This is a genomic window from Bacillus sp. AR4-2 (assembly GCF_008274865.1).
Taxonomy (GTDB): domain Bacteria; phylum Bacillota; class Bacilli; order Bacillales; family Bacillaceae_G; genus Bacillus_A; species Bacillus_A cereus.
In genome coordinates, this window is record NZ_CP031062.1 from 633,277 (window position 1) to 648,149 (window position 14,873).

Here is a 14,873-nt window from a genome sequence, read left to right on the forward strand (position 1 = left end):
GTTGACTAACTTATATATACGAGTTAATATGTAATTGTAAACGGTATCAAAAAAAGAAAAGAGGGACGGGAATATGGGGAAAGACTATCGTAAAACAGCAGAGGAAGTGTTGCAGTATATTGGTGGGAAAGACAATATTGAACAAGCTGCACATTGTGTGACGAGGCTCCGTATCGCTTTAAAAGATGAAAGTAAAATAGATAATGATAAATTACAGTCTGTTTCATTAGTGAAAGGAGCGTTTCATAACGCTGGTATATTTCAAATTGTAATTGGTCCAGGGGATGTAGATCGTGTTTACGCTGAATTGATAACGCTTGCAGGTATGAAAGAATCGACTGTAGCGGACGTAAAAGACTCTGGAAATCAGAAGTTAAATCCAGCTCAAAAGTTTGTGAAAATATTTTCGGATGTATTTATGCCGATATTACCAGCAATCGTAACAGCTGGTTTACTAATGGGTATTAACAATCTATTAGGCGCAAAGGACTTATTTTTTGATGGGAAAAATTTATTAGATGTTTATCCGAACTTAGGCGGGCTTTGGGATTTAATTAATATGATGGCCAATACAGCATTCGTATTCTTACCAGCACTTGTCGGTTGGTCAGCAACGAAGCGTTTTGGTGGTAGTCCAATACTAGGGATTGTTATGGGATTAATGCTTGTGCACCCGGTCTTATTAAACGCTTGGGACTATGGAAAAGCAGCGACTGGTTTAGAGGGTCAAAAGATTGAGTACTTCAATATTTTAGGACTATTCCAAATTGAGAAGGTAGGATATCAAGGACAAATTTTACCCGTTTTAGTAGCAGCATTTGTATTAAGTAAAGTGGAAATTTTCTTAAAGAAACATGTACCAAATGCAATTCAATTATTAGTTGTACCAATTACAACAATAGTTGTGACAGGTGTGTTAGCACTAGGAATTATCGGTCCGGTTACACGTCATATTGGAGATTTATTAACAGTAGGATTAGTAGGTGTATATGAAACAGTACCAGTAGTTGGAGCAGTATTATTTGGAGCGTTATATGCACCGCTTGTAATTACAGGTATGCATCATATGTTTATTGCAATTGATTTACAATTGATTGCACAACATGGCGGGACATTTATTTGGCCGATGATCGCTCTTTCTAACATTGCGCAAGGTAGTGCGGCACTTGCGATGTTCTGGATTTCTAAAAATCAAAATGATAAAAGTATGGCATCAACATCAGCCATTTCAGCATACTTCGGTATTACAGAACCAGCGATGTTTGGGGTGAATTTACGAAATAAGTTCCCGTTCTATGCAGCGATTATAGGATCTGCTGTGGCAGCGATATTCATTACATTAAATGGTGTATTAGCGCCTGCTATCGGAATTGGCGGATTGCCAGCATTTATTTCTATCATTCCGAAATCGATTCCAATGTTTATTGTAGGAATGATTATTGCAGTTGTAATCCCGTTTACTTTAACATGGTTATTTGCAAAAAGAGTCAAACAGAAGTAGGAGGAAGTTAAACATGAAGGATTGGCATAAAAGTGTAGTCTATCAAATTTATCCGAAGAGCTTTAATAGTTATTACAATAGAGAAACCGGGGATATAAAAGGTGTTACAGAGAAACTAGATTATTTAAAAGAACTCGGAGTGGATTATATATGGTTAACACCGATATACCAATCACCACAAAATGATAATGGATATGATGTAAGTGATTACTACAGCATTGATCCATCTTACGGAACGATGGAAGAGTTTGAAGAACTTTTAGCAGAAGCGAAAGTACGTAACATTGAGATTATGCTTGATATTGTTGTAAATCATAGTTCGACTGAACATAAGTGGTTTAAAGAAGCGAAGGAAGATAAAAATAGTCCATATCGTAATTACTATATTTGGCGTGATGAAAAAAATAATTGGCAGTCTAAGTTTGGTGGATCTGCTTGGAAATATGATGAGAAGACGGAGCAATATTATTTACATTTATTTGATGAAACACAAGCTGATTTAAATTGGGAAAATGAAAAACTTCGTGAAGAAGTATATGATATGATGCGTTTTTGGCTGGATAAAGGAGTAACAGGATTCCGATTAGATGTCATTAACTTAATTTCAAAAGACCAATGTTTCTTAAACGATGAAGGTAGTACTGCGACAAGTGATGGACGCAAGTATTATACAGATGGTCCGCGTGTTCATGAATATTTACAAGAGATGAACCGAAATGTTTTTGCAGGAAAAGATGTAATTACAGTTGGAGAAATGTCATCTACGACAATTGATAATTGTATTAAATATTCAAACCCTGAGCGTAATGAATTAAGTATGACGTTTAGTTTCCATCATTTAAAAGTAGATTATCCGAATGGTGATAAGTGGACGAAGGCTGATTTTGATTTTATTAAATTAAAAGAGATTATGTCTAGCTGGCAAATTGAAATGCAAAAGGGCGGAGGATGGAATGCGTTATTTTGGTGTAATCATGACCAGCCTCGCATCGTGTCACGCTTTGGTGATGATGGAAAGTACCGAAACGAATCTGCAAAAATGTTAGCGACAGCCATGCACATGCTGCAAGGAACGCCTTATATTTATCAAGGGGAAGAAATCGGTATGACGAATCCTAAATTTGAGTCCATCGAGCAATATCGTGATGTGGAATCGTTAAATATATACGATATAAAGCTAAAAGAAGGGCTATCAAAAGAAGAGATTATCGGGATTTTAAAGCAAAAATCTCGTGACAACTCTCGCACTCCGATGCAGTGGAATGAAGAGATGAACAGTGGTTTTACAACAAGTACACCTTGGATTTCAGCGGCTGAAAACTTTAAAGAAATAAACGTAGAGAAGGCATTAGAAGATAAAGAGTCCGTATTTTATCATTATAAAAAGTTAATAGAACTTAGAAAAACATATGATGTAATTACAGAAGGAGAATATGCTATTTTGGATAAAAATGACCCTAAAATTTGGGCATATACTCGTACTACAGAAAGTGAAGTACTACTTGTTATAAATAACTTCTATGGAGAAGAAATAACGTACTCTGTACCAGCGCATGTTCAATTAGATGGAATGAAACAAGAAGTACTACTGTCGAATTATAAAGATGCTAGCAAGGATATTGCAAAACTTAACTTAAGACCATATGAATCAATTGTGTATCGATATATGAAATAAAAAGGTTGTATGCCCATGCGGCATACAACCTTTTATTTTAGGACACCACTGTACAAAATGTTTACCTCTACCTCAGGTTTGAATTTTACTTTTGCATAATCTTTATTCCAATTTTTCTTCTTCCATAAGTCAGGGTGATAGGCGATAAGGTGTCTGCCGATACCGAAAGCATCACAGTTTGCTTTTTGTAACTTTTTCGTTATCTTTTTAGCTTCTTTCGTAAGTTGTGTAGACAATTCTTTATTTAGTTTTTTTCTTTCATCCATTTTGTAAAGATTATCTCTCGGAGCTTCAAGCGCTATAACTTTTAGTTGGAGCTTAATGTGAGCATAAACATTTCCTTTTTTATCTGTTGTTATTTTTAAGTCGCGTTTTAACTTTCGATTGCTAATTTCCATTGTTAAATAATCAGATGTTTTCTCTGATTCATCGCTAGTAAGCTTTTGGGTTATACGGGCACTTGTTCCCATTTTTCCAGTTAATAATACGAATAAAACAGATTGTTTCAAAGGTAAATGCCCAGTTAATTTATCATTATTAAATAAAGCTAGACCGTTTGTAATCACTTCTTTTCCTTTTATTTTTATAGAAGGGAGGGTAAAGTCTTTACCGGGATCTAACATTTTTGTAGAAGCTGTTTCTAAAGTTTCTTTTGGAAACACACTCATATCTTCTAAACTTTTCACTTTTTTCTTTAGAAAATCTCCAATTAGTAAATTTCCTACTTTCTTTTTTTCTAGTATCTCGGATGTTTCACCATCTACTGCAATAAGTTTTACTAAAGCAGTTGGGTTTGTTGGGTCCCGAAAGCTGACATCTAAATAAGGTAATATACCTTTTTTTAGAATTTTGGTTCCTAGTAATTGAACACCATATTTAAAATAACGAATATTCCCAGTCACATTTTTTTTTAGGGCATCGCTTGTATCCCTTATGTTATGCCCCGTTGCTGAATGTATTTCATTTTCGAATGAAGATTGCTCTCCGCTTGAACTTTTTACGAGCTCGATTGTTTGCTGGAGTTTATTCTCTTCCGTAATATCAGATCCAATACTATAAGCTAACCTTGCTTCCCTTAATGGTTCTTGATCCCAACAGCCAGAAAGGACGGAACTAGCACATAATATAGAAAGTAATTTAACTTTTCTTGTGAACATACTGTTCTCCTTTCTTATTTCGTATCACAGAATAAAGTAGAAATAAAAGAGGGAGGACAACAATAAAAATATACGTGAACTTATCAGTGAAAGTTGAGATTACTTTTAATTCTTCAGGTGTATCTATAAATAAGGCTACACTAAAAGCAATAATACCGACGATTGGAACAGCTTTTTTATGATTAGCAAGATTGAATATATGCCCAACTCCGATTGAAGCAGCGCAATAATAACTAGCAATAGAAGCCACAACTGTTATCATCCATATTGGTATAAATAGTAAATCCGTCCGGTCTATAATCCCAATATGTAAGGAACGTAATAAGTAAGCAACTGGTTCTGGAATAAGCTCAATTTGTTTTGGACTAAATACGATAAAGCAAATCCAAACAGTAAAAGTATAAAAAAGAGTTACAAATCCGTTAGCGATAGAAATGGCCTTCAGTTTTGCGACAGAACTCCCGTTTACTTTTGGGAAAGCGATAAGAATGATTTCAAAACCATACATAGCTGTAATTGTTTCTTTGGATGCTTGAATAATATTCCACCATCCAGCTTCTGTAATTGGAAAAATATAAGAAAAGTCAGCCCGTGAGAGCCCAAGTCCAATTAAAAGTGCCATTGGGAAAATAAGAATAGAAGCCATGACATAAAATCGTACAATTACTTTAAATGTATTATAGGCTACATAGCAACAAGCTATTGTAAATAGGATGAGAATGGCAGACCAAGGAGTGGCTTGTAATATCCAAACTTTAATGACATTACAAGCATTCAACATAACCGTCATACCAATAAGCGTAAAATAAAAAACATAAGCAAAACCTAATAGTTTTCCAAACTTATTACCAAATAGCATACAAACACTTTCATACATATCTGCATCAGGAAATCGTTTTAAAAAAAGCCACATAAGTAAAATAATAAGCTGAATTGCAAGCCCGGCGATGAGAGCAGAAATCCATCCGCCACCTTTTGCTATCGGGTGAAGACGGTTAGGTAGAGAAAGGATACCAACTCCGATTTGGCATTGAATAACGAAAAAGGTAAATTGAACGAGCGAAATTTTACTTTGCGTGTTTGTCACCGTCCTCATCCTCTCTCGTTACATGTTGTCGTTGCATTTTTTTCGGTTTTGGATCATGTGGTCGTTCCCAAAACGACCAAATTGGAAGTCTTACAAAAGAATCTTTCATATCTTTTATCCGCATCGGGGCAACAGGAGAAAGATATGGCGTATGAAATGAATGTAATTGACATAAATGAACGAAAGTTATAATGAGACCGAATGATATTCCGACGTATCCGAATATAGCAGCAAGAATCATTAATGGAAAACGAAGAATTCGAACTGCTGAACTCATATCGTTTGATGGAACGAGAAAAGATGAGATTGCAGTTAAAGCTACAACGATAATCATTGTGTAAGAAACGAGTCCGGCTTTTACAATCGCATCACCAATTACTAAACCACCTACAATACCGATTGTTTGTCCAACTCGGCTTGGTAAGCGAATACCAGCTTCCCGTAATAATTCAAAGATTAATTCCATTAAGAGAGCTTCAAAAATAGGAGGAAGTGGTACTTTCTCTAATGAAGCTTTAATTGTATACACAAGTTCGAGCGGCAATACATCAGGATGGAAGGCTACGGTTGCGATATATATAGCTGGTAAGAGAAAGGCAATCAAGAAGCTTACTAGGCGAATCATTCGGACGAAAGAACCAACAATCCAGCGGTTATTATAGTCATCTGGTGATTGGTAAAAAGCAAATAATGTAACAGGAACGATAAGAGCTGTTGGATCTCCATCAGATAAAATAGCAACTCGTCCTTCCATTAAATTTGCTGCGACTCTATCTGGACGCTCTGTATTTAATTGCTGCGGAAATGGTGAGAAAGACGTATCCTCTATAAATTCTTGTATATATCCTGGAGGCATAAGTGCATCTGTCTTAATCGTTTCTAACCTTCTTTTTACTTCTGTAACTAAATCGTCATTCGCTATGTTTTGCATATAAGCAATTGCCACTTTCGTATGCATTTCTTCACCAAGTGTGAAATATTTAATGACGACATGTGGACTTTTTATGAGTTTGCGAATGGAAGCTAAATTGGTTGCTAAGTCTTCTACAAAACCAGTATGCGGTCCACGGACAATTCCTTCATTATCAGGTTCTGCTATATCTCTCTTTAAGGATAGAGCTGTTTCGAAAATACAAAAACTGTCGACGTGTTCATGAAAATATAAGGATTTACCTTGTAATAAAAGCTGCACACCATAATTTAAATTCGTTTCTTTTTTCATATTTAATGTAGAAAAAGCTTTATCTATAGCTAAGTCTGACCGTGTCAATAAAGGCTCAAGAGCTAACTGATGAATTAGATTTGGATCTGCTAAAGATTCGATATATAAGATTATTCCTTTTCCGTTTTGAAAAGGGAGATCTAATTTTTTTATATCATCAGAATGAGAAAGTTTATTTTCAATGTAACTAATGTTCTCCGGAAGTGATGGAAACATATGCTTTTGTTTTTTACTCTCTTGTTGTTCTTTTTTCTCTGTCATAATTTCCACCTCTTTTAAAGTGCAATTGTTTCTGTTAATTTTTGTCGTTTGTGAGAAATTTATGCTTGAATTATTTTTTAAAAAGAGGGTTGAAGGTTACGTTACATTGTCTTTTGTGCATTATTCAATTTCATAGCAGTACTTCTAACATTTGTGTCGAATTAAGAAGATATATAGGAGGGATATATATGGAAATAGCTGTAGAACGTGTTTTTACGAAAGAGATTTTAAAAAGAGCAGCGAATTTGTTTCATGTAACAGTAGAAGAAAAGCCACTTGGAGATTTTGAGAATTATATTTTTAAGGCGAAGGGTGATAATGATGAAGATTATGTATTACGTTTAACACATTCTTCTCATCGTTCTAAACAAGAGGTAGAGGCTGAACTAGATTTTTTACGATATGTTGCGGAGAATGGGGCAAAGGTAGCAGGACCTCTTTATTCAACGTCTCGAAATCTCGTAGAAGAAATCGTAGCAGAGGATGGGACTTTCTTTTTCGCTTCTTTATTTATATATGCAAAAGGTGAGCAAGTAAAAGGAGCAGAATCGCCTTATTGGGGAGATGCTTATTTTGAAGCGTGGGGAAAAGCGATTGGGCAACTGCATCGCCTTACAATGGATTATCCTAAAACAGACTACCGTGATACGTGGGAAGAAGACGAAAGTGGAATTGTTAATGAATTAGAAGATGGTCAAGTGAAAGAGATTGCAGCGGTATTAATGGATGAAATTAAGGCTCTTCCAGTTGAAAGAGAAACGTTCGGTCTTATGCACGGTGATATTCATCAAGGTAATTTTCATTATGATGGTAAAGAGCTAACAATCTTTGATTTTGATGATGCTGCTTATAATTACTTTATACATGATTTAGCGATGGTTTTATACTACTCTGTTCTATTTACACCGTGGACAGCAGAAGAGAAGACAGATTTTGCTCGTAAACAGTTACAAGTGTTACGAAAAGGATATGAGTATGAGCACAGGCTGGCGGATAGTTGGTATGAATCGTTACCACTATTTTTACGTTTACGTGATATAGGTTTATATGGAACGCTTCAAAAGAAGTTTAAAGGGAAAGATATGCCTGATAACTTCTTGAAATTATCAGAAGAGCTATACGAAAGAATTATTAAAAGAGAAGCAATTGTGAATATATAATACATTTAGTTCAAAACAAAGTATATAAAACAAATATATACTTTGTTTTTTTATACAAAAATATGTTTACTTTATTAAAATAATATTGTCCTAGATTCGGTATACACTTATAATTTTATATATATTCTGAATATTCTTTATAAAAGAGGAGGGGGAATGTTGGAAGCTTTCGTAAATTGGTTAAATAATATTGTTTGGAGTCCAGCACTTGTTTATTTATGTTTAGGAGTAGGTTTATATTTTTCTATTCGAACGAAGTTTTTACAAGTAAGACATGTAGGAGAAATGGTGAAGCTGACATTTCAAGGAGAAAAATCAGAAGCTGGTGTTTCTTCATTCCAAGCGTTAGCACTTTCGTTATCAGGACGTGTTGGAACAGGAAATATCGCTGGGGTAGCAACAGCCGTTGCATTCGGTGGACCAGGAGCTGTATTTTGGATGTGGGCAGTAGCCTTTTTAGGAGCAGGATCAGCTTATGTAGAATCAACACTCGCGCAAATATATAAGACGAAACATCAAGGACAGTTTCGTGGTGGACCTGCTTATTACATTGAAAAAGGTTTAGGTGTGAAATGGTATGCTTTAGTATTCGTTGCAGCGACAATTCTTGCAACGGGGCTTTTACTACCAGGTGTGCAAGCAAATAGTATTGCTGTAAGTTTAGAAACTGCTTTTGGTATTAATACTACCGCATCAGGGGCTATATTAGTTGTCGTATTAGCTCTTATCATTTTCGGTGGAGTAAAGCGAATTGTTAACGTAGCGCAAGTTGTCGTACCGTTTATGGCAATAGGCTATATTTTAGTAGCTTGCGTCATTGTTGCTATGAATATTGAAAAATTGCCAGAAGCATTTATGTTAATTATAAGAAGTGCATTTGCATTAGAAGCTGCTTTCGGTGGTATTATCGGTTTAGCAATCTCTTGGGGGGTAAAACGTGGTATTTATTCCAATGAAGCAGGACAAGGGACTGGACCACACGCAGCAGCTGCAGCCGAAGTATCACATCCAGCTAAGCAAGGTTTAGTACAAGCATTTTCCGTTTACATTGATACATTATTTGTTTGTTCAGCAACAGCATTTATGATGATTATTACAGGCATGTATAACGTATTTGATGCAAGCGGAAAAAACTTTATCGTTAATAAACTAAACGGCGCTCAGCCAGGACCAGGATATACACAGGCGGCGGTAGAATCTGTTTTCCCTGGATTTGGAAATGGCTTCGTTGCAATCTCGTTATTATTCTTCGCGTTTACAACAATTATGGCGTATTACTACATTGCAGAAACGAATATTGCGTACTTAAACCGCGATAAAGACCGTCCTTGGATGTCTATGGTACTAAAGTTTGTATTTTTAGGAGCTGTATTCTATGGATGTATAAAAACAGCAGCAACGGCTTGGGCTTTAGGCGACATTGGGGTAGGAATTATGGCATGGGTAAATATCATTGCGATTTTATTGTTACAAAAACCTGCATTAGTCGCATTAAAGGATTATGAAAAACAGAAAAAAGAAGGAAAAGATCCAGTATTCGATCCAGGGCCATTAGGAATTAAAAATGCTGATTTTTGGGAGCATGAATACGGGAAAGATAAGAAAGAAGAAGTATCTTAATCGAATAAAAATGAAGAAGCAAAGGGGAAACCCTTTGCTTTTTTTTATGGACAAATTGAAGCTAAAAGTTATTTTTGGGACTATTTTTGAATATAAAAAGAATGTACATGCATTGTTAGGGGAAGGGGGAGTATGTTGATAGAATTTCGTAATGTAAATAAATATTATGGTAACTTTCAAGTTTTGAAAAATATTAATGTGCAAGTGAAAAAAGGCGAAGTGGTAGTAGTTGTCGGGCCTTCAGGATCAGGAAAAAGTACATTGCTTCGATGTATAAATCAATTAGAGGCAATTACAGATGGAGAATTAATTGTACAAAATACAGAGGTACACAATAAAAAAACGGACATGAATGAATTGCGGCGAAATATTGGCATGGTCTTTCAACATTTTTATTTATACCCACATAAAACAGTTCTGCAAAATATTACATTGGCACCGATTAAAGTAAATAAAGTTTCCAAAGAAGAAGCAGAGAAAACAGCGATGTTTTATTTAGAGAAAGTAGGAATCCCGGAGAAGGCTAACGTATATCCGCATCAATTATCCGGAGGACAACAGCAACGGGTGGCAATTGCTAGAGGACTTGCAATGCAGCCGGAAATTATGCTATTCGATGAGCCTACGTCTGCTCTTGATCCAGAGATGATTGGAGAGGTACTTGATGTTATGAAAGCACTGGCTAAAGAAGGGATGACAATGGTCGTTGTCACGCATGAAATGGGATTTGCTAGAGAGGTAGCAGATAGGATCTTATTTATGGATGATGGTCAAATTATTGAAGATACAACACCGGCGAACTTTTTTGCAAACCCTGAACAAGAAAGAGCTCGTTTATTTTTAAGTCGGGTGCTAAATCATTAGAGGAGGAATTTCATGCTTAAAATGAAAAAGTTGTTCACCTTAATTGTATTTTCATGTTTATTCGTACTTGTCGTTGCTGGGTGCGGAAGTAAAAAAGATGAGGCGAAAGAAACGAATACGAAGCAAGGCGGGGCCGTTGAGCAAATTAAGAAGCGCGGGAAATTAGTAGTTGGGGTGAAGAATGATACGAATTTATTTGGATTAAAAAATCCTTCAACAGGGCAGGTAGAAGGATTCGATGTTGATGTCGCGAAGGCACTGGCGAAAAAGATTCTTGGAGATGAAAAGAAGCTAGAGCTGAAAGAAGTAACGTCTAAAACACGTATTCCAATGCTGAAAAATGGTGATATTGATGCAATTATTGCAACAATGACAATTACGGAAGAACGCAAAAAAGAAGTGGATTTTTCAGATGTATATTTTAAAGCAGGACAATCGTTACTTGTGAAAAAAGGAAGCAATATTAAGAGCGTCGATGATATAAAACAAGGCGTTAAAGTATTAGCTGTAAAAGGATCAACATCTACAAATAACATTCGTCAAAAGTCACCAGAAGCGACTGTATTAGAGTTTGAAAATTATAGTGAGGCATTTACAGCGTTAAAGGCAGGTAAAGGTGATGTGTTAACGACAGATAATGCGATCCTTTACGGAATGGCAAAACAAGATTCTAATTATGAAGTAGTAGGAAAAATTTTCACAGATGAACCGTATGGAATTGCAGTGCAAAAAGGGGCAGATGATTTAACGAAAGAGATTAATACTTTAATTAAAGACATGAAAGCAAGTGGGGAGTATGACAAATTATATGAGAAGTGGATTGGACAAAAACCAGAAAAGTAGATAGTAAAAGTGAGAGGATGAGAGTACTCATCCTCTTCTTGTAAAGAAAGAGGGGAGAATATGTGCCTGATTTTTCTATATTAACGAATAACATTGATATGTATTTAGAAGGGTTTAAATATACAGTTATGTCTAGTGTAATTGCATTGATAGGTAGTTTTATTTTAGGAGTAATTTTGGCAGTAATGCGTATTGCACCTATTCGCATTTTAAATTGGATAGGATCAGCTTTTGTGGAGTTTGTAAGAAATATTCCACTTGTATTAATTGCATTTATATTCTATTTTGCTTTACCTGTAATAGGAATTACTTTAAATGGTTTTGTAGCAGGAACAGTTACGCTTACGGTATATACGGCAGCTTTTATTGCAGAAGTAATTCGCGCTGGTATTTTATCAGTTGCGAAAGGGCAGCTGGAAGCTGCTCGCTCTTCAGGGCTAACGTATGTGCAGGCGATGTATTATGTTGTCTTACCCCAAGCAATGAAAATTGTAATTCCTCCTTTAGGAAACCAGTTTCTCAATTTAGTTAAAAACTCTTCAATACTTGGAATTATTGCTGGTGCTGATTTAATGTATCAAGGAGATTTAATTTCAACGAAGACGTTTGTTACGTTTGATGTTTATATATTTGTCGGGATGTTTTATTTAATATTAACAATTCCGCTCAGTATGCTAGTGCGTTATTTAGAAAAACGCTTAGCAAAGGAGGCGGTGTAAATGGATTTTAAGGGAGCAATTACAGGGGATCATATTCTATTTTTATTAAAAGGATTACTTATAACGTTAGAGGTAGCGCTCGTAGCAATTGTACTTAGCTTTATTATCGGTAGTGTAATAGGAATATTGCGCTACACGAAAATACCTGTCGTCTCACAAATATTAGGAATTATCGTTGAAGTGATTCGAAACTTACCACTACTGTTAATTATATTTTTCACGTATTTTGCACTTCCAGAAGCAGGCTTGAAATTAGAAATTATAACAGCTACAATTGTTGCTTTAACAATATTTGAAGCTGCAATGATATCTGAAATTGTTCGAAGTGGTCTATTATCTATCGAAAAAGGGCAAATCGAAGCAGCGAGGTCTTCCGGATTAACGTATGTTCAAGCGCTGTGGCATATTATTTTGCCACAAGCATTAAGAAGAATGGTCCCGCCACTTGTCAGTCAGTTTATTTCATTGCTGAAAGATACAGCGCTAGCAGTCGTTATATCACTACCAGAGCTTATTCATAATGCTCAAATTATTAGCGGGCAAAATGTGAATTACATGATTCCGACGTTTATAGTAGTAGCTTGTATGTACTTTATAGTAAATTATAGTTTATCAATTTTATCGAGAAGATTAGAACTCCGTTGACTCTTACAATATATGTAAGGGTTTTTTCCTTGTTTCTCCTTATTTTCCTCTAAATAGAATCTAAATCTTGCGATAATTCGATTTTTATATTGTTTTATCAGAAAAGTTTTAATTTTATATAGAAAATGTAATCGCTTTCGTGTATATTTTTATTATCAGAAAATTTTAACAGGATATAGGGGTATGGTAGGGGGAGGATTTAGATGCAGCAACCAACGAATGAGAAATTACATCGTACGATGAAGAGTAGACATTTATTTATGATCGCACTTGGTGGTGTAATCGGAACTGGTTTCTTCTTAGGTTCAGGTTACACCATTAATCAGGCTGGACCAGGGGGAGCCATCCTTTCATATTTAGTAGGCGGATTTATTATGTATTTAACAATGCTTTGTCTTGGAGAGTTAACGGTAGCGATGCCGGTTTCAGGTTCTTTCCAAAAGTATGCGACGAAGTTTATTGGACCAGGAACGGGCTTTATGATTGGCTGGTTATACTGGCTCGGCTGGGCAGTAACAGTGGGTCTAGAATTAACGTCAATCGGTTTAATGATGAAAAGATGGTTTCCAAATGTTGATGTTTGGGTATGGTGCCTTGTATTCGGCGTTATTTTATATGCTTCAAACGCAATTTCGGCGAAAAGTTATGCTGAATTAGAATTTTGGTTCTCTAGTATTAAAGTAATTACAATTCTTGCATTTGTTGTGCTTGGTGGTAGTGCATTATTAGGATTTATATCATATGACGGAAAAGAAGCAGCACCTCTTTTCTCTAACTTTGTAAGCGATGGTGGACTTTTCCCGAATGGACTAGCTGCCGTATTACTTACAATGATTACAGTTAACTTCTCGTTCCAAGGAACAGAGTTAATCGGAATTGCAGCGGGAGAAAGTGAAAATCCAGAAAAAACAATTCCACGTGCAATCCGTAATACGGTATGGCGCATTATGTTATTCTTCATTTTAACAATGACGATTTTAGTAGGATTAATTTCTTGGAAAGAAGCAGGCGTAATTGAAAGTCCATTCGTAGTCGTATTTGATAAAATTGGTATTCCATACGCAGCTGATATTATGAACTTCGTTATTATTACTGCGTTATTATCTGTAGCGAACTCTGGATTATATGCAGCGACGCGTATACTATGGTCACTTGCAAATGAGGGAATGGCACCAACTTCCTTCCAGAAAGTAAATAAGCGTGGTATTCCAATTACAGCGCTAGTCGTAACGATTGCGGTAGCTGGATTATCTCTATTCACAAGTTTCCTTGCAGAAGATACAGTATACATGTATTTATTATCGATAGCTGGTTTATCGGCTGTTTCAAGTTGGATCATTATTGCTCTATCGCAACTTCGCTTTAGAAGTCAGTATATAAAAGGCGGAGGAAAGTTAGAGGACTTAAAGTATAGAACACCACTATACCCAATTGTCCCAATTTTAGCCTTAATTACAAATAGCATCGTTGTTATTAGTTTAGCGTTTATTCCTGAACAAAGAATGGCGTTATACTGTGGTATTCCATTTATCATTTTCTGCTATATATATTATTATATTAGTAAGAAACGGCAGAAACCGATGAAAGTGGAGATGGAAAAAACAAATGAAACTAACAATCAAACACGATGATATAGAAGCAGATTTATCGTATGGTCAATTAGCGATTGGAAAAGAAAACGGGTATTCACCTTTACAATTACTCATTTCTTCTATCGCAGGATGTAGTGCAATTGTCTTTCGAACAATTTTAGAAAAGAAACGTATTCCATATGATACGTTTACAATCGAAACTGAAATTGGTAGAAGTGAAGCTTTATCGAAGCCAGTTGAAAGTGTTCATTTGCACTATAAAATTAAAGCGCAAAACATTACAGAAGAGCAGCTGGACAAGGCGCTGCAACTTGCAGTGAAAAATTGTACGATTGTTCAATCTGTAAAAGATAGTATAAAGGTTACGGAAACAATTGAATTAATAAAGTGAAACTGTAATCAGTGGGAGTGTTTATCCCCCACTGATTACTAGTTGAACCAATCGGGCTTTTACGGGCAGTTGATCTCCTATTTCACTTCTTTGCTTTACAGCAGAATTTTGAGATAGGGATCTTACTGCCCGTTAA

13 protein-coding genes are annotated in these 14,873 nt (G+C 35.7%); 10 read left to right on the plus strand and 3 right to left on the minus strand.

Translation table 11 applies throughout. The annotated features are described in order from the left end of the window. Positions 1-73: 73 nt before the first annotated feature. On the plus strand, positions 74-1,501 hold the full coding sequence (gene treP, locus DN399_RS03255; RefSeq protein WP_149149320.1) for a PTS system trehalose-specific EIIBC component: 1,428 nt from the start codon (positions 74-76) through the stop codon (positions 1,499-1,501). A gap of 13 nt (positions 1,502-1,514) precedes the next feature. Next, positions 1,515-3,176, plus strand: a complete 1,662-nt coding sequence (gene treC / locus DN399_RS03260; RefSeq protein WP_149149321.1) for an alpha,alpha-phosphotrehalase — start codon at positions 1,515-1,517, stop codon at positions 3,174-3,176. 32 nt (positions 3,177-3,208) lie between these two features. Here treC and gerKC read toward each other — a convergent pair whose 3' ends face one another. From gerKC to gerKA, 3 genes are read right to left on the minus strand one after another with little or no spacing between them, the layout of a single operon-like run. Next, complete coding sequence (gerKC, locus tag DN399_RS03265) at positions 3,209-4,333, minus strand: spore germination protein GerKC (protein ID WP_016121831.1); 1,125 nt, start codon at positions 4,331-4,333, stop codon at positions 3,209-3,211. Beyond that, the gene (locus tag DN399_RS03270) at positions 4,314-5,420 is read right to left on the minus strand and encodes a GerAB/ArcD/ProY family transporter (RefSeq protein WP_086412270.1); all 1,107 of its coding nucleotides are present in this window, start codon (positions 5,418-5,420) and stop codon (positions 4,314-4,316) included. Before DN399_RS03270 ends, gerKC begins: the two co-directional genes overlap by 20 nt. Beyond that, positions 5,401-6,903: a spore germination protein GerKA gene (gene gerKA, locus DN399_RS03275; RefSeq protein ID WP_000136667.1), complete on the minus strand. Its 1,503-nt coding sequence runs from the start codon at positions 6,901-6,903 to the stop codon at positions 5,401-5,403. Before gerKA ends, DN399_RS03270 begins: the two co-directional genes overlap by 20 nt. A 188-nt stretch (positions 6,904-7,091) precedes the next feature. Between gerKA and DN399_RS03280 the strand changes: the two genes are divergently transcribed. The 8 genes from DN399_RS03280 to DN399_RS03320 all read left to right on the plus strand — a co-directional run bounded on the left by DN399_RS03280 (position 7,092) and on the right by DN399_RS03320 (position 14,737). Further along, a complete protein-coding gene (locus DN399_RS03280; protein WP_000401644.1) occupies positions 7,092-8,063 on the plus strand; it encodes a phosphotransferase enzyme family protein in 972 nt (323 codons plus the stop codon). A gap of 159 nt (positions 8,064-8,222) precedes the next feature. Beyond that, positions 8,223-9,683, plus strand: coding sequence for an alanine/glycine:cation symporter family protein (locus tag DN399_RS03285; RefSeq protein ID WP_033693388.1), 1,461 nt, complete (start codon positions 8,223-8,225; stop codon positions 9,681-9,683). 132 nt (positions 9,684-9,815) lie between these two features. Further along, entirely contained in the window at positions 9,816-10,547 is a 732-nt protein-coding gene (locus DN399_RS03295) for an amino acid ABC transporter ATP-binding protein (protein ID WP_006917993.1), read from the plus strand. Between the two features lie 12 nt (positions 10,548-10,559). Then, positions 10,560-11,390, plus strand: coding sequence for a glutamine ABC transporter substrate-binding protein GlnH (gene glnH, locus DN399_RS03300; protein WP_000916491.1), 831 nt, complete (start codon positions 10,560-10,562; stop codon positions 11,388-11,390). Between the two features lie 62 nt (positions 11,391-11,452). Further along, positions 11,453-12,109, plus strand: a complete 657-nt coding sequence (locus DN399_RS03305; RefSeq protein WP_016121835.1) for an amino acid ABC transporter permease — start codon at positions 11,453-11,455, stop codon at positions 12,107-12,109. Further along, entirely contained in the window at positions 12,110-12,754 is a 645-nt protein-coding gene (locus DN399_RS03310) for an amino acid ABC transporter permease (protein WP_000345978.1), read from the plus strand. A gap of 203 nt (positions 12,755-12,957) precedes the next feature. Further along, positions 12,958-14,385 (plus strand): amino acid permease, encoded by a 1,428-nt coding sequence (locus DN399_RS03315; RefSeq protein WP_001187097.1) that lies wholly within the window; start codon positions 12,958-12,960, stop codon positions 14,383-14,385. After that, complete coding sequence (locus DN399_RS03320) at positions 14,360-14,737, plus strand: OsmC family protein (RefSeq protein WP_069604275.1); 378 nt, start codon at positions 14,360-14,362, stop codon at positions 14,735-14,737. The genes DN399_RS03315 and DN399_RS03320 overlap by 26 nt, the downstream gene beginning before the upstream one ends. The last annotated feature ends 136 nt before the right edge of the window (positions 14,738-14,873 follow it).

Coding starts and splice junctions, on each gene's coding strand:
- treP (WP_149149320.1), top strand. CDS start 74: ATGGGGAAAGACTATCGTAAAACAGCAGAGGAAGTGTTGCAGTATATT.
- glnH (WP_000916491.1), top strand. CDS start 10,560: ATGCTTAAAATGAAAAAGTTGTTCACCTTAATTGTATTTTCATGTTTA.
- gerKA (WP_000136667.1), bottom strand. CDS start 6,903: ATGACAGAGAAAAAAGAACAACAAGAGAGTAAAAAACAAAAGCATATG.
- DN399_RS03280 (WP_000401644.1), top strand. CDS start 7,092: ATGGAAATAGCTGTAGAACGTGTTTTTACGAAAGAGATTTTAAAAAGA.
- DN399_RS03295 (WP_006917993.1), top strand. CDS start 9,816: ATGTTGATAGAATTTCGTAATGTAAATAAATATTATGGTAACTTTCAA.
- treC (WP_149149321.1), top strand. CDS start 1,515: ATGAAGGATTGGCATAAAAGTGTAGTCTATCAAATTTATCCGAAGAGC.
- DN399_RS03320 (WP_069604275.1), top strand. CDS start 14,360: ATGAAACTAACAATCAAACACGATGATATAGAAGCAGATTTATCGTAT.
- DN399_RS03310 (WP_000345978.1), top strand. CDS start 12,110: ATGGATTTTAAGGGAGCAATTACAGGGGATCATATTCTATTTTTATTA.
- DN399_RS03315 (WP_001187097.1), top strand. CDS start 12,958: ATGCAGCAACCAACGAATGAGAAATTACATCGTACGATGAAGAGTAGA.
- gerKC (WP_016121831.1), bottom strand. CDS start 4,333: ATGTTCACAAGAAAAGTTAAATTACTTTCTATATTATGTGCTAGTTCC.